The sequence below is a fragment of the Cobetia sp. PDI-12MA genome, from assembly GCF_059507695.1.
Genome location: NZ_CM183351.1, coordinates 256,749 through 278,409 on the forward strand (window position 1 = coordinate 256,749; position 21,661 = coordinate 278,409).

General features: G+C 63.9%; 18 protein-coding genes. 17 read left to right on the top strand and 1 reads right to left on the bottom strand.

Annotated features, from left to right (window positions below):
- Nucleotides 1-126 precede the first annotated feature (126 nt).
- The 15 genes from AC5WNI_RS01200 (at nucleotide 127) to AC5WNI_RS01270 (ending at nucleotide 17,850) form a co-directional block, all read left to right on the top strand.
- Nucleotides 127-1,662: a sigma-54 interaction domain-containing protein gene (locus AC5WNI_RS01200; protein ID WP_254627122.1), complete on the top strand. Its 1,536-nt coding sequence runs from the start codon at nucleotides 127-129 to the stop codon at nucleotides 1,660-1,662.
- Nucleotides 1,663-2,112: 450 nt separating this feature from the next.
- Nucleotides 2,113-3,249: a TRAP transporter substrate-binding protein gene (locus AC5WNI_RS01205; protein ID WP_254627121.1), complete on the top strand. Its 1,137-nt coding sequence runs from the start codon at nucleotides 2,113-2,115 to the stop codon at nucleotides 3,247-3,249.
- Nucleotides 3,246-3,977, top strand: a complete 732-nt coding sequence (locus AC5WNI_RS01210) for a TRAP transporter small permease subunit (RefSeq protein WP_107335668.1) — start codon at nucleotides 3,246-3,248, stop codon at nucleotides 3,975-3,977. The genes AC5WNI_RS01205 and AC5WNI_RS01210 overlap by 4 nt, the downstream gene beginning before the upstream one ends.
- Nucleotides 3,967-5,316: a TRAP transporter large permease gene (locus AC5WNI_RS01215; protein WP_175090066.1), complete on the top strand. Its 1,350-nt coding sequence runs from the start codon at nucleotides 3,967-3,969 to the stop codon at nucleotides 5,314-5,316. The genes AC5WNI_RS01210 and AC5WNI_RS01215 overlap by 11 nt, the downstream gene beginning before the upstream one ends.
- A 111-nt stretch (nucleotides 5,317-5,427) precedes the next feature.
- Nucleotides 5,428-6,045 (top strand): SDR family NAD(P)-dependent oxidoreductase, encoded by a 618-nt coding sequence (locus AC5WNI_RS01220; RefSeq protein ID WP_175090065.1) that lies wholly within the window; start codon nucleotides 5,428-5,430, stop codon nucleotides 6,043-6,045.
- A gap of 232 nt (nucleotides 6,046-6,277) precedes the next feature.
- Complete coding sequence (tmpA, locus tag AC5WNI_RS01225) at nucleotides 6,278-7,444, top strand: 2-trimethylaminoethylphosphonate dioxygenase (RefSeq protein WP_439329788.1); 1,167 nt, start codon at nucleotides 6,278-6,280, stop codon at nucleotides 7,442-7,444.
- Nucleotides 7,441-8,073 carry an HD domain-containing protein gene (locus AC5WNI_RS01230; protein ID WP_175090064.1) on the top strand — a complete coding sequence of 211 codons (633 nt, stop codon included), beginning with the start codon at nucleotides 7,441-7,443 and terminating at the stop codon, nucleotides 8,071-8,073. The genes tmpA and AC5WNI_RS01230 overlap by 4 nt, the downstream gene beginning before the upstream one ends.
- Before the next feature lie 204 nt (nucleotides 8,074-8,277).
- Nucleotides 8,278-9,258, top strand: coding sequence for an ABC transporter substrate-binding protein (locus tag AC5WNI_RS01235; RefSeq protein ID WP_175090063.1), 981 nt, complete (start codon nucleotides 8,278-8,280; stop codon nucleotides 9,256-9,258).
- 405 nt (nucleotides 9,259-9,663) lie between these two features.
- The gene (locus tag AC5WNI_RS01240; protein WP_487886255.1) at nucleotides 9,664-10,509 is read left to right on the top strand and encodes an amino acid ABC transporter ATP-binding protein; all 846 of its coding nucleotides are present in this window, start codon (nucleotides 9,664-9,666) and stop codon (nucleotides 10,507-10,509) included.
- Nucleotides 10,510-10,587: 78 nt separating this feature from the next.
- On the top strand, nucleotides 10,588-11,472 hold the full coding sequence (locus AC5WNI_RS01245; protein WP_285460590.1) for a transporter substrate-binding domain-containing protein: 885 nt from the start codon (nucleotides 10,588-10,590) through the stop codon (nucleotides 11,470-11,472).
- Between the two features lie 96 nt (nucleotides 11,473-11,568).
- Nucleotides 11,569-12,288 (top strand): ABC transporter permease, encoded by a 720-nt coding sequence (locus tag AC5WNI_RS01250; protein WP_043333243.1) that lies wholly within the window; start codon nucleotides 11,569-11,571, stop codon nucleotides 12,286-12,288.
- A 1-nt stretch (nucleotide 12,289) separates the two neighbouring features.
- Nucleotides 12,290-13,039 carry an ABC transporter permease gene (locus AC5WNI_RS01255; RefSeq protein WP_487886256.1) on the top strand — a complete coding sequence of 250 codons (750 nt, stop codon included), beginning with the start codon at nucleotides 12,290-12,292 and terminating at the stop codon, nucleotides 13,037-13,039.
- A 408-nt stretch (nucleotides 13,040-13,447) separates the two neighbouring features.
- Nucleotides 13,448-14,617, top strand: coding sequence for an iron-containing alcohol dehydrogenase (locus AC5WNI_RS01260; RefSeq protein WP_175090061.1), 1,170 nt, complete (start codon nucleotides 13,448-13,450; stop codon nucleotides 14,615-14,617).
- A gap of 75 nt (nucleotides 14,618-14,692) precedes the next feature.
- Complete coding sequence (locus tag AC5WNI_RS01265) at nucleotides 14,693-16,150, top strand: hypothetical protein (protein ID WP_487886076.1); 1,458 nt, start codon at nucleotides 14,693-14,695, stop codon at nucleotides 16,148-16,150.
- Between the two features lie 65 nt (nucleotides 16,151-16,215).
- Entirely contained in the window at nucleotides 16,216-17,850 is a 1,635-nt protein-coding gene (locus AC5WNI_RS01270; protein WP_487886077.1) for a sigma-54 interaction domain-containing protein, read from the top strand.
- 106 nt (nucleotides 17,851-17,956) lie between these two features.
- On the opposite strand, the gene AC5WNI_RS01275 is transcribed toward AC5WNI_RS01270, so the two are convergent.
- Nucleotides 17,957-18,631: a TetR/AcrR family transcriptional regulator gene (locus AC5WNI_RS01275; protein WP_175090058.1), complete on the bottom strand. Its 675-nt coding sequence runs from the start codon at nucleotides 18,629-18,631 to the stop codon at nucleotides 17,957-17,959.
- 244 nt (nucleotides 18,632-18,875) lie between these two features.
- On the opposite strand from AC5WNI_RS01275, the gene AC5WNI_RS01280 reads away from it, so the two are divergent.
- Both AC5WNI_RS01280 and AC5WNI_RS01285 read left to right on the top strand, forming a co-directional pair.
- Entirely contained in the window at nucleotides 18,876-20,003 is a 1,128-nt protein-coding gene (locus AC5WNI_RS01280) for an HlyD family secretion protein (RefSeq protein WP_175090057.1), read from the top strand.
- Nucleotides 20,004-20,005: 2 nt separating this feature from the next.
- Nucleotides 20,006-21,640, top strand: coding sequence for a DHA2 family efflux MFS transporter permease subunit (locus AC5WNI_RS01285; RefSeq protein WP_487886078.1), 1,635 nt, complete (start codon nucleotides 20,006-20,008; stop codon nucleotides 21,638-21,640).
- Nucleotides 21,641-21,661: the final 21 nt, after the last annotated feature.

Sequence of the window (21,661 nt, forward strand, 5' to 3'; positions counted from 1 at the left end):
GAGTGGTGTCCGGTTTTCCGGACGCTGGCTGCGTGATGGCACAGCTCATAACAACCAGATCCGGCGGGTGTTGGTGGCAGCATGACGGCTACCCACGATGATCGGACACGCCAAGGGAGAGCGGTGATGGCTCAGCAGATGCCTGTATCAGGTGCGGCAGGGGAAGCGAAGGCGGCTGCCCCGCTGCGCAACGATTCACCTGCCACCTCGATTCATGTCGAGCGGGGGCGCCGCGAGTTGCTGCGTGCCGCGATGGATGCGGTGGAGGAGTGGGTGGTGGTGGTGGATGCCCAGGGCGGTATCCAGTTTCTGAATGCGCCCTATGCCGAGTTTCTGGATGTGGATGCCGATGAGGTGCTGGGACGTGACGTCAGCGAGGTGATCGAGAACACCCGCATGCACGAGGTGCTGGAGAGCGGGCGCGCGGAGCTGGCCCAACTGCAGTTGATTCGTGGTCACCACATGATTGCCCACCGTTACCCCATCTTCCGCGACGGCGAGCTGATCGGCGCCATCGGCTCGGTGCTCTATCACGACACCTGGGAATGGCGGCAGGTGAATGCTCAGGTTCAGGCGCTGGAAGCGGAGGTGGACTACTACCGTCAGGCGCTGGAATCCCCCAACGGCGCCCGCTGGCAGCTGAGTGACATCATCGGCGATTCGCCCGCGATGCGGGAGTTGGCCTGCAAGGTGCGCAAGATCGCCCCCGGCGGCGCCTCGGTGTTGATCCGTGGCGAGTCCGGCACCGGCAAGGAGCTGTATGCCCATGCGCTGCACCGCAGCTCGGCGCGTGCCAAGGGCCCCTTCATCAAGCTCAACTGCGCAGCGATTCCCGAAGCGCTGCTGGAAGCGGAGCTGTTCGGCTATGAAGAAGGCGCCTTCACTGGCGCCAAGCGTGGCGGCAAGCCCGGCAAGTTCCAGCTCGCGGATGGCGGCACGCTGTTTCTCGATGAGGTCGGTGACATGCCGCTGGCGATGCAGGCCAAGCTGCTGCGCGTGCTGCAGGACCGCGAGGTCGAGGCGGTCGGCGCGACCCGTCTGGTCAGCGTCGATGTCCGTGTCATCGCCGCGACTCACCGTCCGCTGGAAGCACTGGTCGAGAGCGGCGAATTCCGCGAAGACCTCTTCTATCGCATCAATGTGGTGCCCTTGGAGGTACCGCCACTGCGCGAGCGCCGCGACGACCTGCCGTCCCTGGCCACGCACCTGCTGTCACGCCTGGCGCGACGCAGTGGCCGTCGCCCGCCGATGCTCTCCGAAGCCGCCCTCGAGCGCCTGTGTGCCCATCACTGGCCCGGAAATGTGCGCGAGCTGGAAAACGTGCTCGAAGCCGCCTTCTATCTGGGCGGCAGCCATATCCAACCGACCGATCTCCCGGATGCCATCGGTGCCCGGCATGGCGATGCCCGGCATGGCGTTACCCATCAAAGCGACTTGTCCACACCCGCTTCAGCGCCCGAGTCGTCCACAACCGCCCGGGAGCCACACACCACACCGGCCTCGCTGCGTGAGGCGATGGCCCAGGCGGAGCGCCAGCTGATCGAGGATGCGCTGCGCGCTGCCGAGGGCAATCGCACCCGTGCCGCCCGTCAGCTCGGCATCGCCAAGTCCTCGCTCTACGAGAAGCTCAACCGGCATGGGCTATTGGCCGAAGCGCCCTGATCGACAGACATTCCATCTTTCCTCCCCAATGAGTGGCCAGAGCGTCCGGAAATTCGGTCGGTGACCGGAATTCCGGATGCTTTGCGTTTCCCGTCACCTCATGGCCTGCACACCCGCGTGGGGTCTGCATTCCTCTATCGGCATATTCGACTGGAGTCGTAGACAGAATGCATGACAGCGCGCGACCTTGGTCGCAGCCTCGGCGACCGAAGTGTCCGGTTTTCCGGACGCTGTCGTGAGCCGATACTGCCGCGCAGCGCGCGGTGGGTCGGTTCTCGCGGGCCTTGTTCTCGTAGCTCTCTGAAATCATTGACGTTGTTGTGGCGTGGTCAGCCGCTTGCGTTGTCTTCGGGTAAGTTGACGTAAGCGTCATCTTGCAACGTGGTTCATGTCCAGCAAGCCACAAGCCGTACAACCAGCGAGCACAACAACAAATCAGGGAGCCGCACCATGTCGCAACACGCCACGCCGTATCAATCGACGCCGACCCGCCGCCTGCGCCTCGGAGCTGCCATTGCGGCGGCCGTGGCCACCACCACCTTGATGGCCGCCGCGCCGGCTCAGGCGGAAGGGCCGAAACAGCTCGACGTCGCCAGTACCTTCTCGACCAAGAACTTCCTCGGCGCCGGTGCCGTGCGGCTGTCAGAGGAACTCAAGAGCGCGACCGGCGGCGAGGTCGGCCTGCGCGTGCACGAACCGGGCGATCTCGTTCCGGCCTTCGAAGTCTTCAACTCCGTCTCCTCCGGTGCGGTACAGGCCGGTTGGGACTGGATGGGCTACTGGGCCGGCACGGTGCCGATCACCAACCTCTACGGCGCACTGCCGTTCGGCCCGAGCCCGGAAGCCTTCATGTCCTGGATGTGGGCCGGTGAGGGTACCGAGCTTGTGCAGGCCGCCTACGACCCCTACGGCGTGAAGGTGCTGCCGTGCTTCATTTCGCCGCAGGAAACCGGCGGCTGGTACAACAAGGAAATCAACTCGCCGGAGGACTTCAAGGGCCTGTCGATGCGCATCTCCGGCCTCGGCGCCAAGGTGCTCAACAAGCTGGGCGCTTCCACCCAGCTGGTGCCGGGCAGCGAGATCTACCTCGCGCTGGAGCGTGGCCGGGTCGATGCCACCGAGTTCTCGGTGCCGCAGGTCGATCAGGCGATGGGCTTCAATGAAGTCGCCAAGTATTACTACTTCCCGGGGTGGCACCAGAGCGCCAGCTGGTTCTCGCTGCTGATCAACCAGCAGGTGTGGGACAGCTACAGCGATGAGCGCAAGGCGCAGTTCCAGACTGCCTGCCGCGCGACCCTGCAGTGGGCGATGGCCGAAGCGCCGCCGGCTCAGGTACGTGCGATCCACGAGCTCGAGGAGAAGGGTGTCGAGGTCAAGCGCTTCCCGGAACCGGTAATGACCGCGCTGCAGGAAGCCTGGGGTGAAGTGCTGGCCGAAGAGAAGCAGACCAATCCTGACTTCGCCAAGGCCTACGATTCACTGATGAAGCACGCCGCTCTGATCGACGAATGGTACGAGCTGCAGGCCATGCCGCAGCCGATGGCCATGAAGCAGGCAGACAACGCTGACAAGGGTAGCGCCCAATGACCGACCCCCGCCTTGCGCCCTGGCGGGCACAGGGCGGGGCGGTGTGTGACGCCCTGGGCCGACCGCTGGTCGGCCTGGGGCTTTGGGTGGGTCGCCTGACCAGCTGGTTGGGTCTGGCGATCATCCTGGCCGTGCTCACCACCGTCACGCTCAACGCCCTGGGCATCAATGAAATCGCCAACTGGGGGTCGCCCGACGTGCTGCTGTTCGGCACCGCGATCACCATCAATTCCGTCACCGAGTTGCAGTGGCACCTGTTCGGTCTGCTGACGCTATTTGGTGGCACCTATGCCCTGCACAGCGATACCCATGTGCGGGTCGACCTGTTCTATCAGCGCCTCTCGCCGCGCGGACGCGCCGTGGTCGATATCCTCGGCCACCTCATCATGCTGATCCCCTTCTGCCTGCTGATCGCCTGGCTGTCCAAGCACTTCGTCACCATGTCCTACATGTCCGGCGAGAAGTCCAACTATGGCGGCCTGGTGGACCGTTATCTGATCAAGGCGATGCTGCCGACGGGGCTGGTGTTCCTCGCCCTCGGTGCGTTGGGGCAGATCTTCGAGAATCTGGCCTGCCTGTTCGACCCGGCGCGCACCCCTGAGCGCCTGAAAGACCACGAGATTGCCAGTCTGGCCGGCCTTGCGGATCAGCAGAATGCTGCGCAAGCGACAACCGACGCCACGGCACCCCAGAATCATGCAGACGGGAGCCATGACAATGCTCGCTGAATACGCCTTGCCCATCGCCATGGTGGTGGCACTTCTGATCGGTATCTTCTCCGGCTACCCGGTGGCCTTTCTGCTCGGCGGGCTGGGCATCCTGTTCGCCTTCATCGGCGACATTCCGCTGCCGTTTCTCGGCACCGTCGGCTCGCGCATCTTCGGTGGCGTGATCGAGAACTGGCTGCTGATCGCGATTCCGCTGTTCGTGTTCATGGGGTTGATGCTGGAAAGCTCCGGCGTGGCGCGCAATCTGCTGATGACGCTGCAGCGGCTGTTCGGCCGCGTGCATGGCGGTCTGGCCGTCTCGGTGGCACTGCTGGGCGTGGTGATGGCCGCGAGTACCGGCATCATCGGTGCCTCGGTGGTCATGCTGGGCCTGCTGGCGCTGCCGGTGATGCTGGGGCAGGGCTACAAGGCCGAGATGGCCTGCGGGGTCATCGCGGCCTCCGGCACCCTGGGTATCCTGATTCCGCCCTCGATCATGCTGGTGTTGATGGGCTCCATTCTGCAGATCTCGGTGGGTGCGCTGTTCAAGGCGGCGCTGATTCCGGGGCTGATGCTCGGCGCGCTCTACGTCGCCTATCTGCTGATCACCGCCAAGCTGCGCCCGGACTGGGCACCGCTGCCGGATCAGTCGCTGCTCGGCACCGACAAGACACCGCTGCCGCTGGCATTGCTGCGCGACCTGCTCGGCCCGATGGTGCTGATCGTCGCGGTGCTGGGGTCGATCATGACCGGTATCGCCACGCCCACCGAGGCCGCGGCCATCGGCGCGGGCGGCAGTCTGCTGCTGGCGCTGGTGATGGGCGGACTGTCCTTCTCCACCCTGCGCAACACGCTGCGCGATACCTCGCGGACCAGCGCGATGATCCTGTTCGTCGTCATCGGCGCGACCTGCTTCTCGGTGGTCTTCAAGCGCCTCGGCGGCGACTACCTGATCGAGGATGTCATCACCGGCACCGGCCTTGGGCCCTACGGCCTGCTGTTGCTGCTGATGGGGCTGATCTTCGTGCTCGGCTTCTTCCTCGAGTGGATCGAGATCAGCTTCGTGGTGCTGCCGCTGGTGGCGCCGGTGGTCGAGGCGCTGGACTTCGGGCTCGGGCTTTCCGGCCAGGGACTGCTGGTGTGGTTCGCGATTCTGGTCGCCATCAACCTGCAGACGAGTTTCCTGACGCCGCCCTTCGGCTATGCGTTGTTCTATCTCAAGGGCATCACCGCCGGGCAGGTATCCATCGGCACCATCTATCGCTCGATTCTGCCCTTCGTCGGCCTGCAGCTGGCGGGTCTGACCCTGTGCATGCTGTTCCCGGCGCTGGTGCTGTGGCTGCCGGGGCTGATGCCCTGACGCACGCCACTGAGGCATCACAGGGAGGTGATGTCTGGGTGAGAAGAGCGGCACAGTACGGCGTGAGGCACGCCGGGGCGACCCGGCGGAGGTTCTATCAGGGAGAATGAGATGCTGCCACGACGCAGGGTATTGATCGCGGGGCAGGGGGAGTGGCTGGAGGCCATGGCGCGCACCTTCCTGGAAGATGGTGCCATCATCGCCCTGATGGGCACCGCGCCGGCGGATCTCGAACGCGTGCTGGATGCATTGGGCGGCGAGCAGTCGGACCGCTTCGGCCAGGTGGTCGGCGAGGGCTGCTTCGAGACACTGGTGGCGCGTCTCGGGCGCCTCGATGTGCTGGTCTGCATGCCACCTCAGGCCATGGCCGGGCAGTCGCTGGAGGCGTGTCTGGTCGCGCAGGTCGCCGGCCCCGGCGCCTTGCTCAAGGCGGCCTGTGCGCGCATGTTGCGCCACGGCGGACGCCTGCTGGCCGTGGCACCACCGCTGCCCTCGCAGCCGTCGCCGTCCTCGCAGCTGTCCTCTCGGGACCATCACGGCACTGCCATGGCACAGGCGGCGCTGAGTGAGCTGATCCAGCGGCTGGCATCACGCGCGCCGGACAAGGTACGCGCCAATCTATTGTGCCCCGAGGGCAGCCGACCGGACGCCGTGGCGGAATGCGCGCGCTTTCTGGCCGGTGGCGCCGGGCGTTCCCTCAATGGTCAGGTACTGCACCTGAGTGACTGATCTCCTGACAGACGTTTGACAACACAAGCGGCCGTGGCATTGCCACGGCCGCTTGTTGTCGTCTGCTGGTCTGACATATGGCCAATTTGATCAAATATACGTCCAATTCCATCAATCTGCTTTGGCTGAAGTGATTAAGGTAAAGGGAGACTCAGCGTCGCACCAGCATCCGCGAGCAGGCACCTGCCCGGTAAGACAAAAGTGCCGCTCCCTCAGCCGTGGAGATCATCGAGTGCCCAGCAGACCGCATTCCGTCAGCCTGAAAGACCATGGACAACAACTGCATCTGAGCCACGCCGAGGGCGATCTGACCCTCGAGGCGCTCTGGCTGCGAGAGCGGAGTCCCGATGAGACGACACTCGATTCCCTCACCGGTCAGCGCCTGATCGAGGCGGCGGACCTGCCGCTGGACCTGAGCCTGACTCAGGCGCAGCTGGATGGCGATACGCTGTCGCTGGCCTTCAGTGACGGCCATGCGGCGAGCTTCTCGCTGGCGGCCCTGCTGGCGGAGTGTCAGCCGTGTGAGGCCTATCAGGGCATGACCTTCTGGCAGGGGAGCCTCGCCCAGCTGCCCGAGGCCGACTTCGCTGCAGCGCTGGAGGATGACGCGGCACTGCTGGACATGCTCGAGCAGTTGCAGCGCTTCGGCTTCGTGCGGGTCAGCGGCGTGCCGGACACGGAGGACGGCATGCAGGGGCTGATCCACCGTATCGGGCCGCTGCGACGCACCAACTGGGGCGGTATCGCCGATGTGAAATCCGTCGCCAATGCCTATGACCTCACGATGACCCAGCGCGGGCTGGAGCCGCATACCGACAATCCCTACCGCGACCCGATTCCGGGTTATATCTGGCTTCACTGCCTGCGCAACGCGGCCCAGGGCGGCGACAGCATGCTGGTGGATGGCTTCAGCGCGGCGGAGCACCTGCGCCGTGAAGACCCCGAGGCCTTCGCCTGCCTGACAGAGGTCAGTCCCGGCTTCCGCTACCACGACGCCACCACGCGTCTGGAGAGCGAAGGCCCGCTGATCGAGCTGGACAGCCGTGGCCAGGTCGCCCGAGTACGTTTCTCCAACCGCACCGAGCGGGTACCGGCGCTGCCCGGCGCGACCCTGCGTCGCTACTATGCTGCCCGCCAGGCGTTCTATCGCCTGATCTCCGGTGACGACTTCACGCTGCACCTCAAGCTGGCACCGGGCCAGATGCTGATCATGGACAACTATCGGCTGTTCCATGGTCGCAGCGCCTTCCAGCTGGAGGGCGGCATCCGCCATATGCGCCAGGGCTACGTGGACCGCGATTCTACCGCCAGCCGCCGTCTGCTGCTGGCCGATCAGCTCGCCGGTCAACTCGAGGGACAGCGCGACGGTCAGTTCGCCAATGAGGAGGCCAGCGCATGAGCGAACAGGCCCGCTTCCGCAGTTTCGAGGAAAGCACGCATGCCGAGTGGGCGCTGATCGATGCGCGCTTCCGGGAATATCAGTCCGATGCCTGCCGGCGTGTGCTGGAACACCTGGGGCGGCTCAAGGGCGATCACCACGGCTATCCAGTCGATCGCTACGAACATTGCCTGCAGACCGCTACCCGCGCGTTGCGTGATGGTGCCGATGAGGAGATGGTGGTCTGCGCGCTGCTGCATGACATCGGCGATGATCTGGCACCGGCCAATCATGCCGAGATCGCCGCCGGTATTCTCGAGCCCTTCATCGACCCGCTGAACACCTGGATGATTCGTCATCACGAGCTGTTCCAGGGCTATCACTACCGCGAATTCTTCGGTCAGGACCGCCACGCCCGCGAGGCACATGCCGGGCATCCCGCCTATGAGCGCACTGTGCGCTTCTGTGACGAGTGGGACCAGACCAGCTTCGATCCCGAATACGACACCCTGCCGCTGGAGCATTTCATCCCGATGCTGGAGCGCGTGATGGGACGCGCGCCCTTTGGCGGCTTGCCGGATCTGGTGCCGGAGCCAGCACTTGAGACAGCACTTGAACCAGCGCCGAGCAGGCAGGCCAGTGCTCGCTGAAGGCGCACTCCGCCGGAGGATAGAACTCTCTTGAAGCAATCTCTTGCGACGCAGCCAGCGGGGCGGCAGGGCGGAGGAGACGCAAGCACCCGACCATGACAGCGCCGCGAGCGATGGACACGCACGACGACCGCCATCCACGAAACCTTTCAGCCCCGACAACAACAAGGCCCGGCGCGACCGGAACCGACAAGGACAGACACGATGACCACCACCCCGTACCCCCTGACATGTACGACGAAGCACGGCGCCCGCCGTGGCCTGCTTGCCCTCGCGACCCTGTTGCTCAGTACGGCAAGCCTGGCAACCCCCGCCCAGGACAAGGATGACGAGCTGACGCTGATCGTGCCGCCCTGGCCCGGCGTCACCGTCAAGAGCGAGATCGTCGCCCAGATTCTCGCCCCGCTGGGTTACGACGTGGAGCGACAGGAGGTCAGCTCCACCGTCGGCTACAACACCCTGACCACCGGCGACAGTGATGCCTTCCTCGCTGGCTGGCTGCCTGCTCAGAAGGACAGTTATGACGCGGCCATGGCCGCCGGCGCGATCACCGATCTCGGCAACAACGTCACCGGCGCCCGCATGGGCTTCGCGGTGCCGGGCTATGTCTACGAGGCCGGCATCCACAGCGCTGCGGACCTTGCCGCCCACGCCGAGCGATTCGACGAGACCGTCTACTCCATCGAAAGCGGCTCCACCGTCAGCGACATGCTCAATGGAGCCATCGACGATGATGTCTATGGCCTGGGCGACTGGGATGCGATGGAGTCCTCGACGCCCGGCATGCTAAGTGAGGTGCGTGCCGCTCAGCGCGAGCAACGCTGGATCGCCTTCTACGGCTGGACACCGCACTGGATGGTGCCGGAATTCGACACCCACATCCTGGAAGATCCTGAGTCGGTGTTCGGCCCCGACAATGGCGCCAGTGACGTCAAGACCGTGGTGCGCACCGCCTACGCCGAAGCCAACCCCAACCTCGCTCGCTTCCTCGATCAGCTGGTCTTCAGCTCCGAAGAGCAGAGTGCCTTCATCCTCGACTACAGCCTCAAGGAGCGTGACCTCGATGAGGTGGCGCACGACTGGCTTGTCGCCAATCCAGATCGGCTGGCGGAGTTTCTCGCTGGCGTGACTACACGCGATGGCGAGGATGCCCTGGCTGCCGTGAAGGCCAGCCTGCAAGGCTGACGTAGCCTTGCTGCCACCTTGACGGCCTGGGCGGGAGCCGAGGGATGGCTCTCGCCCAGGTCTTGTTGCGTCCAAGGCGTGCAATCCGTGAATCACGACCCTGCTTGCCGTGCCCCTGGCGTGGAAAGTCGCAATGTGGAACGTCTCTTGCTATACAAGTGTATCAATAGTCGTTCGCTCGATTGCAGCTCGATCGCCGGTTGCACAGCCCACCGTGGCCCGTGGCGGCAAGAGAGGCGTCATCCGCGCATTATCCGTCAGGCTCGGCAGCATCACTCTGCACCAGCAGGGTGCGTCACGCCGCTATCGGCCGCACGATTGCTCATTTCACGCCAGCCACAGCCACCCACTTGTGAGTCGCTCATGACTATCTCGCCCTCGAACGTATCTCCCATGACCCGCTCGATGAATGCAGACAGTGAAGGCATCTCCCAGCCTCAGCAGGCGCGCCCGGACGGCCAGGCAAGACCCGCGCGTGCTGCCTCGAATCGGGTCGTCGTCGAAGCCAGCAACATCGTCAAGCACTACGGTGATCTGGCGGTGCTGCACGACGTGTCATTGCGCGTGAAGGAAGGCACCGTCACCACCATCATCGGCGCCAGTGGCTCCGGCAAGAGCACCTTGCTGCGCTGCATGAACCTGCTCGAGCGCCCCGACCGTGGCGAGCTGTCGATCGCCGATGAGCATGTGCGCTTCGACCGTGACAGCCGCGGCGGCCTCATCGGGCTGGATCGTCGTCAGATCCAGCGCCTGCGCTCCAAGGTCACCATGGTCTTCCAGCAGTTCAATCTGTGGCCGCACCTGACCGTGCTCGGCAATGTCACCGAGGCGCCGATGCGCGTGAAGGGCATGTCATGCCGCGAGGCGACACGCATCGCGGAGCACTATCTGGAGCGTGTCGGCATGCTGGAACGCGCCGACAGCTATCCGGCCTTTCTCTCCGGCGGCCAGCAGCAGCGGGTCGCGATTGCGCGTGCGCTGGCGATGGAGCCGCGCGTGCTGCTCTTCGATGAACCGACCTCGGCGCTGGACCCGGAGCGGGTCAGTGAAGTGCTCGGCGTCATCCGCAGCCTCGCCGATGAGGGCCGCACCATGCTGATGGTGACCCACGAGATGGCCTTCGCCAGAGAAGTCTCCGATCAGATCGTGTTTCTCGATGAGGGCAGGGTAGGCGTGGCCGGAAGTCCCGAGGAGGTCTTCGAGCAGACCGAGCACGAGCGCTGCCGCCGCTTCATTGCACCGGCGGCCTGAGCCCGCCTGCAACACCCCGTCATGGACCTCCCCGCCATGACGTAGATGGACCCACAACAACAGCCAGGAGATGGCCTGATGACCTTGATGAACGATGCTGGATTCGCTGCCAATACCCCTTCACTGACCGCACGCGGGACGCGTTCTGACTCTGTTTCCACTTCTGTTTCCACTTCTGCTTCCACCTCTGCGCTGCGCAAGCTGGCCGGTGCATTGATGATGGGGGGACTGACGCTGGGCGCCGCTCAGGTGCATGCCGCCGACACCCTCAAGGTCGGTATCTCCGCCGAACCTTACCCGCCCTTTACCTACACCTCTGCCAGCGGTGAGTGGACCGGCTTCGAGGTCGAGCTGGCCGAGGCGATCTGTGACGCCATGCAGCGTGAATGCGAGATCACCCCGACCGGCTGGAGCGGCATCATTCCTTCGCTGAAGGCCGGTCGCATCGACATGATCATGAATTCGATGACCATCACCAAGGCCCGCGAGAAGGTCATCGACTTCAGCATCCCCTACTACAACTCGCCGGGTGCCTACGTGGCCGCCAAGGATCTCGAGCTCGAGATTCCGGACGGCCTCGACGGCAAGATTCTCGGTACCCAGGCGGCGACCACCCATGCCAACTTCGCTCGTAGAGCGCTGCGCAGCACCGGCGTCGATGTGCGTCTCTATGATCAGCAGGAGCAGGTCAACAGTGACCTGCTGTCCGGGCGCGTGGACGTGATTCTGGCCGACGAGATCGCCATGAGCGCACTGGTCAAGCGTGACGAGGCCAGCAACTTCGAGATCAAGGCGACCACGCCGCAGCACGAGGCCTACGGCATCGGGGCCGGTATCGGGGTACGCAAGGAAGATGGCGCGCTGAAAGAGGCACTCGATGGCGCCATCCACCAGGTCTACGCGGACGGCACCTGCACGGCGCTCTCGAACAAGTACTTCGATACCGACGTCTGCCTGGGCTGATCCTGCGCGTGCTGGCCGAACGGCCGAGATCGCCCGGTCAGCACGCCTCGCGTATCGCAGCCGCCATTTCCTCTTGATACGAGAAGGACGCTGATCATGTCCCAGTTCGCCCAGGAAGGGCTCGCCGATTGGGCGGCCCCGATACTCGCCGGTGCTGTCACCACTCTGCAGATCGCCTTCGCCGCCTATGCCATCGGCTTGCTGCTCGGACTGGTGGGGGCGGCATCACGACTCAGCCCCTGGGCGCCGCTGCGCGCGCTGGCCACCAGCTATTCGACGGCCGTGCGCGCGGTGCCGGAGTTGCTGTTGATCATCCTGCTGTATTACGGCGGCTCCCAGGCGCTTACCGCCCTGATGAATGCGCTGGGTGTCGCGGGCAAGGTCGAGATCAGCGGCTTCGTCACTGCCGTCGGTGTACTGGCCTTCGTGCAGGGCGCCTACATGACCGAAGTCTTCCGCGGCGCCATCCTGGCCATCCCCAAGGGTCAGCTGGAAGCGGCCGATGCCTACGGCTTCTCGCCCATGGCGCGCTTTCGTTACATCACGCTGCCGGGCATGTTGCCCAATGCACTGCCGGGCATGTCCAACCTGTGGCTGATCCTGATCAAGGACACCGCCCTGATCAGCGTCATCGGCTTCAGCGAGCTGTTCTTCACCGTGCAGCAGGCGGCCGCCAGCTCGCGCGCCTATTTCCTGTTCTACAGCGTGGCGGGGCTGCTCTATCTGCTGATGACCCTGACCTCGAGCGCCGCGTTCAGTCGTCTGGAACGCTACGTGCGCCGCGGCGAGCCCGATATTTCAGCCCAGGAGGCGTGACATGGATTTCAGCTGGTTATCGGACCCCTACTATCAGGAGTCGCTGTGGACGGGGCTGATCAACACCCTGGTACTGCTGGTGGTATCGGCCGTGCTCGGCTTCACGCTGGCGGTCGGCATGGCGATGGCGCGCATCAAGGGTCCCAGGCCTCTTGCCTGGCTGGCCAGCGGCGTCTCCATCGTGATGCGTGGTACGCCGCTGCTGGTGCAGCTGTTCTTCTTCTATTACGGCATCGGCCGGCTGCTGGAAGGCATTCCCGGTATTCGCGAGAGCATGTTATGGGGAATCCTGCGTGATCCGTTCTTCTACGCCACCCTGACCTTCACCCTCTCGGTGGGCGCCTACACCGGTGAGGTGCTGCGCGGGGCGCTGCTTAGCGTGCCGCCGGGCGAGCGGGAAGCGGGGCGCGCCTTCGGCATGGGGCCGTTCCAGGTCTTCAGTCGCCTGTGGCTGCCGCGCGCCATCCAGCTGTGCCTGCCGACCCTGACCGGCGAAATGATCCTGCTGCTCAAGTCCGTTCCACTGGTCTCGACGATCGCCATGATGGACCTGCTGCAGGTCGCCAACATCATTCGCGACGAGAACTTCCTCACCTACGAACCGCTGCTGTTCATTGGCGCCATCTATCTCGTGCTGACCATCCTGCTGACCCTGTGTCTGCGCCAGGTCGAACTCAACTTCCCTGGCGTGCGCGCCCAGGCCCGCAGCGGCGGGTGGTTGGCGCGCCTGCGCCAGCCCAGACCCGCCTGAGGTCACTCGCCTGGCGGCCATCGCTGGTTTCCTGCCAGGTATCTCTCCTGCGCGTGCCTGTTCACGCCTGCACACGAAAACGCCGAGTCAGTCGACTCGGCGTTTTCGTGTGCTTTCTTCGGGGTGCACTTCTGGTCACTCGCATACTTACCTGTATGGGCAATCCACGCCGGCTGCACAGCATGAAGGCATCGCCCTGATTGCATAGGGAATCAAATTGGCGCTGATTTGATGCGATATGGAATCACCTCTAGACCATCGGCGTAGCGACCTTGGGAGGGGGCTGAAAATAATGCCAGCAATATCAGCAGGTTGTAAGGCGAATGGAGCTGGCATGGCGCTTGCTATCCACAGTGACAAGAGACGCGGTCAGCGGATTCATCTCGTCACTCACCAAAGGATATCGCCATGAGTATCGCCAGCTTCAAATCTGCCAATCGTCTGATCACCGGGCAACAAGCCTCGACCCGCCTTGCCGAGGAGGTCGTGCGACTGGGCATGCATTCGCCGATGCTGGTCACCGACCCTGGTGTACTGGGGTCCGGAACACTGGAGCCGATCAAGGCTCAGTTGGATGACCTCAAGGCCAGAGGACACCTGACGGACTATCGCATCTTCAGTGATGTCAGCGCCGAGCCTGAAGTGCATATCGTCGAGGACTGCATGAGCAGCTACCGCGAGGGAGGCTGCGATGGCCTGATCGCGGTAGGGGGTGGCAGTGCGATGGATATCGCCAAGTGCGTGGCGGTGTATGCGACCCATGATGGTGACCTCGAGAGTCTGTTTGGCGAGAACAAGGCGCGTGTCCGCGGTGCACCACTTGTCGCCATGCCGACGACATCAGGCACCGGGTCCGAGGTGACCAACATCGGAATCCTGTCTGATACCGAAGCGAGGATGAAGAAAGGCATCGTCAATGATTACTTGCTGCCGGATGTCGCCATCGTTGCCCCGGAGCTGACGGTGAGCTGCCCCCGTCATGTCACTGCTGCCAGCGGTGTCGATGCGCTCGTCCACGCCATCGAAGCCTATCTTTCCAATTTCGCCACGCCGATCACTGATGCACTGGCCATCAAGGCCATGCGCCTGATCATCAAGGCCTTGCCCAAGGCCTATGCCAATCCTGCCGACCTCAAGGCGCGTGAAGACATGGCGACCGGCAGTCTGCTGGCCGGGATGGCATTCGGCAATGCCGGTGTCGGGGCGGTGCACGCCCTGGCCTATCCGCTGGGAGGGCGCTACCACCTGCCACATGGGGTAACCAACGCACTGCTGTTGCCCCACGTGATGCGCTGGAATGCACTGGCTTGTGTCGAGCGCTTCCGGGACATTGCGGAGGCCCTCGATACCCCACATCGCAAGCTCAAGGATGAAGCGACTGCCGAACTGGTCGTCGAGCGACTGCATACGCTATGTCGTGATGTGGACATCCCCGGCGGCCTGCGTCATTTCGACATCCCCGAAGAGGACATTCCCTCTCTTGCGGCAGATGCCTTCAAGGTCGAACGCCTGCTGCGCAACAATCCACGTCAGCTCAGCCAGGCCGATATCGAGAGTATCTATCGCGCGGCCTACTGAAGCGCTGAATCTTCTTTCTGAACACCATCTCCACCAAGGGTGCAGATGCATAACGATAACAACAGGAACGCCATCATGAGCCACTGGAAAACCCGCCAGCCCGGTGAGGAAAGCCCCTACTTCGCGCTGGGGCCCTTCAAGATCCGTCTTCCCTTCCTGCACTACCGTTTCGAACTGCCCGACTACCTGCAAGGGTTGTTGATGTGCGCGGTGGATCTCGCCGCCATCCCGTTGATGACGGAGCTCCTGGGCATGCCGTTCGAGGCCGCACTGGCCATCGTGATGCTCAATGGTCTGCTGTATCTGGTTCACCACCTGCTGGGCGACCCGGTCATCCCCGGCTGGATCACACCGGCCATTCCACTGTTGATGGCCTATGTGGCGACCTTCCCGGAGGGGGAGACACGGGTGCATGCCTTGATCGCCTTCCAGCTGATGCTCGGGATACTGGCCATCGTGCTCGGGAGAACGGGGCTGGCCAGCAAGGTGGTCAACATGATCCCCTCGGCGATCAAGGCTGGCATCATCATGGGTGCTGGGTTGGCCGCAATCAGCGTGGTCTTCAAGGAAGGCGGGCGCTTCGACACCTATCCCATCACCATCAGCATCGCGGTGGGTCTGGCGTTCTACATCATCTTCTCGCGTCATTTCGCCAAGCTGAAGACCACGAATCCGTTCTGGAGCAATCTCGGCAAGCTGGGCATCTTCCCGATCATCCTGCTGGCGATCGTCGTCGCTCCGCTGGTGGGCGAGGCCGCATGGCCGGATGTGCAGTGGGGCTTCAGCCAACCTGATTTCGTGACCATGTTCAGCCAGTACACTGTCTTCGGTGTCGGCTTGCCGCCGCTGGCGATGTTCCTGACGGCGCTGCCGACCGTGCTGGCTGCCTATATCGTGCTGTTCGGCGATGTTCTGCAGTCCAAGGCACTGGTCGAGGAGGCTGATGAATCGCGCCCCGACGAGAAGATCGACTACGACGCCAACCGTGCGCACATGATCTTCGGCGGGCGCAATACCCTGATGAGTCTCTTCGGCCCGGACGTCACCATGTGTGGCCCGCTGTGGGCTGCCATGCAGGTGGTGGTGGTCGAACGCTACAAGGAAGGCAAGCAGGCGATGCATTCGCTGTTCGGTGGCTCGGGCTCATTCCGCTGGGGTACCAATACCGGTCTGCTGCTGTTGCCCATCGTCAGTCTGGTCCAGCCCATCCTGGGGATAGCATTGGCGCTGACGTTGTTGATCCAGGGCTATGTCAGCGTGCGCTTGGGCATTCTGGAAGCGCGTAGCCAGCGTGACCTGGGCATTGCCGGGGTGATCGCTGCCGTACTGGTCATCAAGGGGGCTGCCTGGGCCTTCGGGATCGGCATTGCGCTGTGTCTGCTGATCTACGGCAAGCGCTTCTTCTCCGGCGAGATCGATGAGACCTTCAGTCGTGATATCGGCAAGTCGGATATCGCGCCGGCCGACAGCAAGACGGCAAGCCTGTCCTCGACAGGTGCCGCCTCGACAGACTCCCCGACGTCCTCGCATTGACGTATCGTGACCCCATGTCCCCCCGCCGCCTGAGTGCGCGGGGGTTTCTGCCGGGGGAGTCGTCAATGCAGAACGTGGAGCAGGATCTCAGGCTGGAAGCAGCGTTGGCGATGCTGGAGCGCCAATCATTGGAGGCCGTCAAGGTCATCGATACACGTGGTGAGGTGATCGGTGTCTTGACGCGTCAGGAGGTGGAGTCCGCCGCGGAACTCAAGGAACGCCTCGCGCTCTCCAGGCAGCGGGGCAGCGCCACCGGGAAGAATGCCACGGAGGTTGGTGCCGATCCGGCGTCTGATCTGCTGGCTCAGGTGCCGACCCAGCGTCTGCTGGATGCCCTGCATGACGGTGTCTACATCACCGATGGGCGCGGCGTGACCGTCGCCATCAATCAGGCCTATGAGCGTATTACCGGGCTCAAGCGCAGTGACGTGCTGGGGCATCATATGCAGGAGCTGGTGCGCCGAGGGTATATCTCCAAGTCGGTGTCATTGGAGGTCATCCGTGACGGCAAGCCCGTCACCCTCGTGCAGAGTCTGCGCGATGGCCGCAAGATTCTGGTCAGCGGCCTGCCGATGCTGGCCCACGACGGGACCTTGAGCCACGTGGTCACCAGCGTGCGCGATATCACCGAGCTGCTGCGCGCCAAGCATGCGCAGGAGCAGCTGCGTCAACTGCACTCCCTGCATGACACCTACAGCGTCAGCTCCGGGACGGATGAACAGTCGCTGGAACTGGTGACCAGTGACGCCACTGCCGACTGTTTCGCGTTGGCGGAACGCGTGGCTGCCACTGATGTGAAGGTGCTGATCCAGGGCGAGACGGGCACGGGCAAGACGCTGCTGGCCCGCTATCTTCACGAGCACAGCACGCGTGCCGAGGGGGTATTCCTTGAGCTCAACTGTGCTGCATTGCCGGAAGGGCTGCTGGAAGCCGAGCTGTTCGGCTATGCGCCCGGCGCCTTCACCGGGGCAAACGCACGTGGCAAGCAGGGGCTTCTGGACGTCGCCAATGGTGGCACGCTCTTCCTGGACGAGATCGGTGATCTGCCGCTGTCATTGCAGGCCAAGTTGTTGAAGGTCGTCGAGGAGCAGCGTTTCATGCCTGTCGGCGGGACAGAGCTTCGGCGCACCAACGTCCGTCTGCTGACCGCCTCGCATCATGATCTGGCTGCTCGGGTGAAGGAGGGGTGCTTCCGGGAAGACCTCTACTATCGCCTGAGTGTCGTGCCCATCACGCTGCCACCATTGCGTGAGCGGCGCAGCGAAGTGATTCCGCTGCTGCAGCATTATCTCCGCCATTTCTGTCAGCGTCATGCTCTGGTCCGGCGCCTTGATCCTGAAGTGCTCGAGCTATTGGGCGGCCATGCATGGCCCGGTAATATCCGTGAGTTGATCAATCTGGTGGAGCGCCTCGTGGTGACCACCAGCGGCGAAGTGATCACATCCGATGTCCTGCCGGCAGAGTATCTTGCGGCGCATGCCAGTTCAGGGTGGGAGGATTCGATGATACCCGACGTGATGACCGCCCCGGGGGATGGCACACCGGAGCGCACGCTGAAGGAACATACCGAAGCTCTGGAGCGGCGCTTGATCGAGCAGGCCCTGGAGAAGCACCGCACCACTCGCGCTGCGGCGGCATCACTGGGAATCAACCAGTCGACGCTGGTCAAGAAGATGCAGAAGTTCACCCACACGCCCTGAAGCCGGCAGTGCTGCCCGGGCCTTGGCTCATCCTCGCCCCTCTCTTTTCGCCTCTTCAATACTCCCTCGAAGAGCGTGTCACCGTTTTTCTTTCATGGCTTGTTCCTCAGGCACCGAAACCTGCCAGAAAGACGCGCACGCAGCGTCTGACATGTGGGCGGAGTTGTTCGGGGCTTGCGGTGTCGGGTGGGCAGCCGAGCAGGGCGTCGACATGCAACGGGTTGAGCAGCATGCCGGTGAGCAGGTTGGCGGCGGCCAGCGGTTCCTGGCCGAGGCCGGTGGGCGGCAGGTGGCCCTGGGCGACCTGACGCGACAGGTAGCCTGCCAGGCGTTGTCGGGTCAGCTTGGGGCCGTTGTCGAGGAACAGCTTGCCGAGCTGCGGATTGCGGCCGCTCTCGAAGGCGAGGCCACGGAACAGGCGGATCAGCTCGGGCGCGAGGGCCAGCGCCAGCATCGCCATGCCGAAGTCTTCCAGCGCTTCCTCGACACTGCGTGTCTCGTTGGCTTCGTGGTCCATCACCGACCACACCGTCTGCGCCTCCTGCTGCATCACGGCCAGAAACAGGCCGTCCTTGTTGCCGAAATTACGATACAGCGTTGCCAGTGATCCGCCAGCCTGCCGGGCGATCTCATTGATGCTTGTCGCGGCAAAGCCGTGTTCGAGGAAGTGTTCACGCGCGACTTCCAGCTGGCGTTTGCGGCGTGCTTCCCCGCGCGGTGAGGCGCGAGTCACGGTGCTTCCCGAGTCAGGGCCGTTCTCTGATGAGGGCGAATCAGTCATGTGAGTGTCCTGTCTGTGATCCGGGAACCGCCTGAAACAGGCAAGGTTGCGATATTGCGAACGAGAGACGCTGTCTGTCGAAACTGTCGGGGCTGCCTCAAGTAAGTGTAGTATTTATTACACTTTGTGGCGATGCAAGATGACTGCCGTGGCCTGGGCGCTCGCAAGCGCCGTGGCGGCCTCATCCGCAGCGTCGGACAGATTACACGCCTGTCCCCGACAGGCAGCAAGAGAGAGTCACCGAATGAACAAGGCTGGCAAGGGTGTCGTGGCACTCATCGTGGTGGCGGGCGTGATCGCTGGCGGAGTGATGGGGGTCGAATGGTGGCAGGTCGGGCGCTTCATGCAGGAGACCGACAACGCCTATGTGCGTACCGACAGCGTCGCGGTGCGCTCCGAGATCACCGCGCGGGTGACGCGCATGCTGGTGCATGACAACCAGCCGGTGAAGAAGGGGCAGCTGCTGGTGCAGCTGGATGACGAAGATGCCAAGGCCAATCTGGATCAGGCCAGTGCCGCGCTGGACAACGCCCGCACCGGGGAAGTCCAGGCCGAGCGTCAGCTGGACCTGCAGGGCGCGAAGATCGACGAAGCCAAGGCAGCGCTGGCCTCGGCCAAGGCCGAACGCGATCAGGCGGCGTTGCATCTCAAGCGCTCCAGAAGTCTGGAGAGCCGCAGCTACGCCTCGCGTCAGACCTATGAAGATGATCAGGTCACCCTGCGCACCGCCGAGGCCAAGGTGGCGCAGCAGAACGCTGCACTGGCGTCCGCGCGTCAGCAGCTGGAGGTCTACAAGGCGCAGCTGGAGTCGGCGCGTGCCCAGGTGGTGTCGGCGGCGGCGGATCTCGCCTACGCGCGCCACCAGCTGGAGAAGACCTCGATCTACGCGCCGCAGGATGGCGTGGTCGGCAATCGCAGTGTCGAGGTGGGCACCATGGCCAGCGCCTCGCTGACCCTGATGCAGCTGGTGCCGGTGAAAAGCGCCTATGTGGTGGCCAACTACAAGGAAACCCAGACCGAGCGCATGCGCGTCGGTCAGCCGGTCAGTCTCGAGGTGGATGCCTACCCGGATATCGAGTTCGAGGGCGTGGTGGATAGCCTGGCGCCGGCGACCGGCACCGAGTTCAGCCTGCTGCCGACCGACAACGCCACCGGCAACTTCAACAAGATCGTCCAGCGCGTGCCGGTGCGCATTCGTCTGACCGGCCCTGTGGATGCGCTGCCGCGTCTGCGTGCTGGCCTGTCGGTCATCCCCAGTGTCGATACGCGTGAACTGCCGGACACCGGCACCTATGCCGTCGATACCCTCTCCAGGGACGTCATCGCGCCCGATGCCGCGCAGGTCGCCAGCGCTGATCGCGGAGCGCAGTAAGCATGACCGAGACGACCCAGTCCTCGGCCCAGCCCCCGAGACAGACCCCGAGACCGCCCCCCGCGGGCACCGCCAGTGACATGCCGACGCGCCGCCAGCAGATCGGCTTCGTGGCCGCGGTGTTCGGCATGTTCATGGCGATTCTGGATATCCAGATCGTGTCCAGCTCGCTCAACGAGCTGCAGGCGGGCCTGGCCGCCAGTCAGGACCAGATCTCCTGGGTGCAGACCAGCTATCTGATCGCCGAGATCGTGATGATTCCGCTCTCCGGCATGCTGGCCCGCATCTTCTCGACGCGGCTGGTACTGACCGCCTCGGCGCTGGGCTTCACGCTGGCGAGTCTAGGCTGTGCGCTCTCGACCTCGCTGGAAGCCCTGATCGTGCTGCGCGCGGTCCAGGGCTTCATGGGCGGGGCGATGATTCCGCTGACCCAGGCGGCCAGCTTCTCGATCTTCCCCCGGCGCATGATGGGCAGCATCCAGGCGGTGATCGGCCTGGTGGCGACCATGGCGCCCTCCATCGGGCCGTCCGTCGGCGGCTACATCACCGAATACATGAGCTGGCATTGGCTGTTCCTGGTCAACCTGGTGCCGGGCCTCATCGTGGCGACTCTGGTGTGGCGCAATCTGGAGATCGACAGCGGCGACCGCGGCCTGCTCAGCCGTCTGGATACGCCGGGACTGGTGCTGATGGCGGTCTTTCTCGGCAGCCTCGAATTCGTGCTCGAGGAGGGGCCCGGCGATGACTGGTTCGCCAGTTCGCTGATCCTGTTCTGGAGTGTGGTGTGCACGGCGTCGGCGATCGGCTTCTTCTGGCGCGTGCTGACGACCCGCAATCCCATCGTCGACCTGCGGGTATGCAAGGACCGCAACTTCGCGCTGGGGGCGATCATCGGCTTCTGGATCGGCGTGGTGCTCTATGGGCTGGTTTATCTGGTGCCGCTGTTTCTCGGTTCGATCTCCGGCTTCTCCAGCGTGCAGATCGGGCAGGTGATGTTCGTCAGCGGCGTGGTGATGTTCCTGATGGCGCCGGTGGCGGGCAAGCTTTCCGACCGCATCGACCTGCGCCTGATGCTGTGCATCGGCCTGGTGCTGACCGGTCTCGGCACCGGCATGAACGTGCACCTGACCTCGGACTCGGGCTTCGATGACTTCTTCTGGCCGCAGGTGATCCGCGGCGCGGGCCAGATCATGGTGCTGCTGTCGGTCTCCCGGCTGGCGATGGGGCGTCTGGCGCCCCACGAGATAGGCAACGGCAGTGGCCTGTTCAACGTGATGCGCAACCTGGGCGGCGCGGTGGGGCTGGCGCTGATCGACACCCTCCGTGAGCTGCGTGAGGACTATCACTGGAACCAGATGATCGGGGCCATCGACCAGAGCCGTCAGGTGGTGATCGACCAGCTGGCAAGCTACCAGTCGACCTTCGCGGGGCTGGCTGATCCCTGGCAGGCCGGTGTGCAGATGATCGCGCAACGCATCAGCATCCAGGCCGAGGTGCTGGCCTTCGACAATATCTTCCTGTGGCTGGGCGCGGTCTATGTGCTCGGCAGCGTGGCGGCCTTCCTGTTCCGTCGACCGGAAAACCCTGCCAGCAAGGCGGATGCCAGCGAAAGTGCCGAACAGAGCCCAGCGCACTGATGGTGCCTGAAGGCTCCTTGA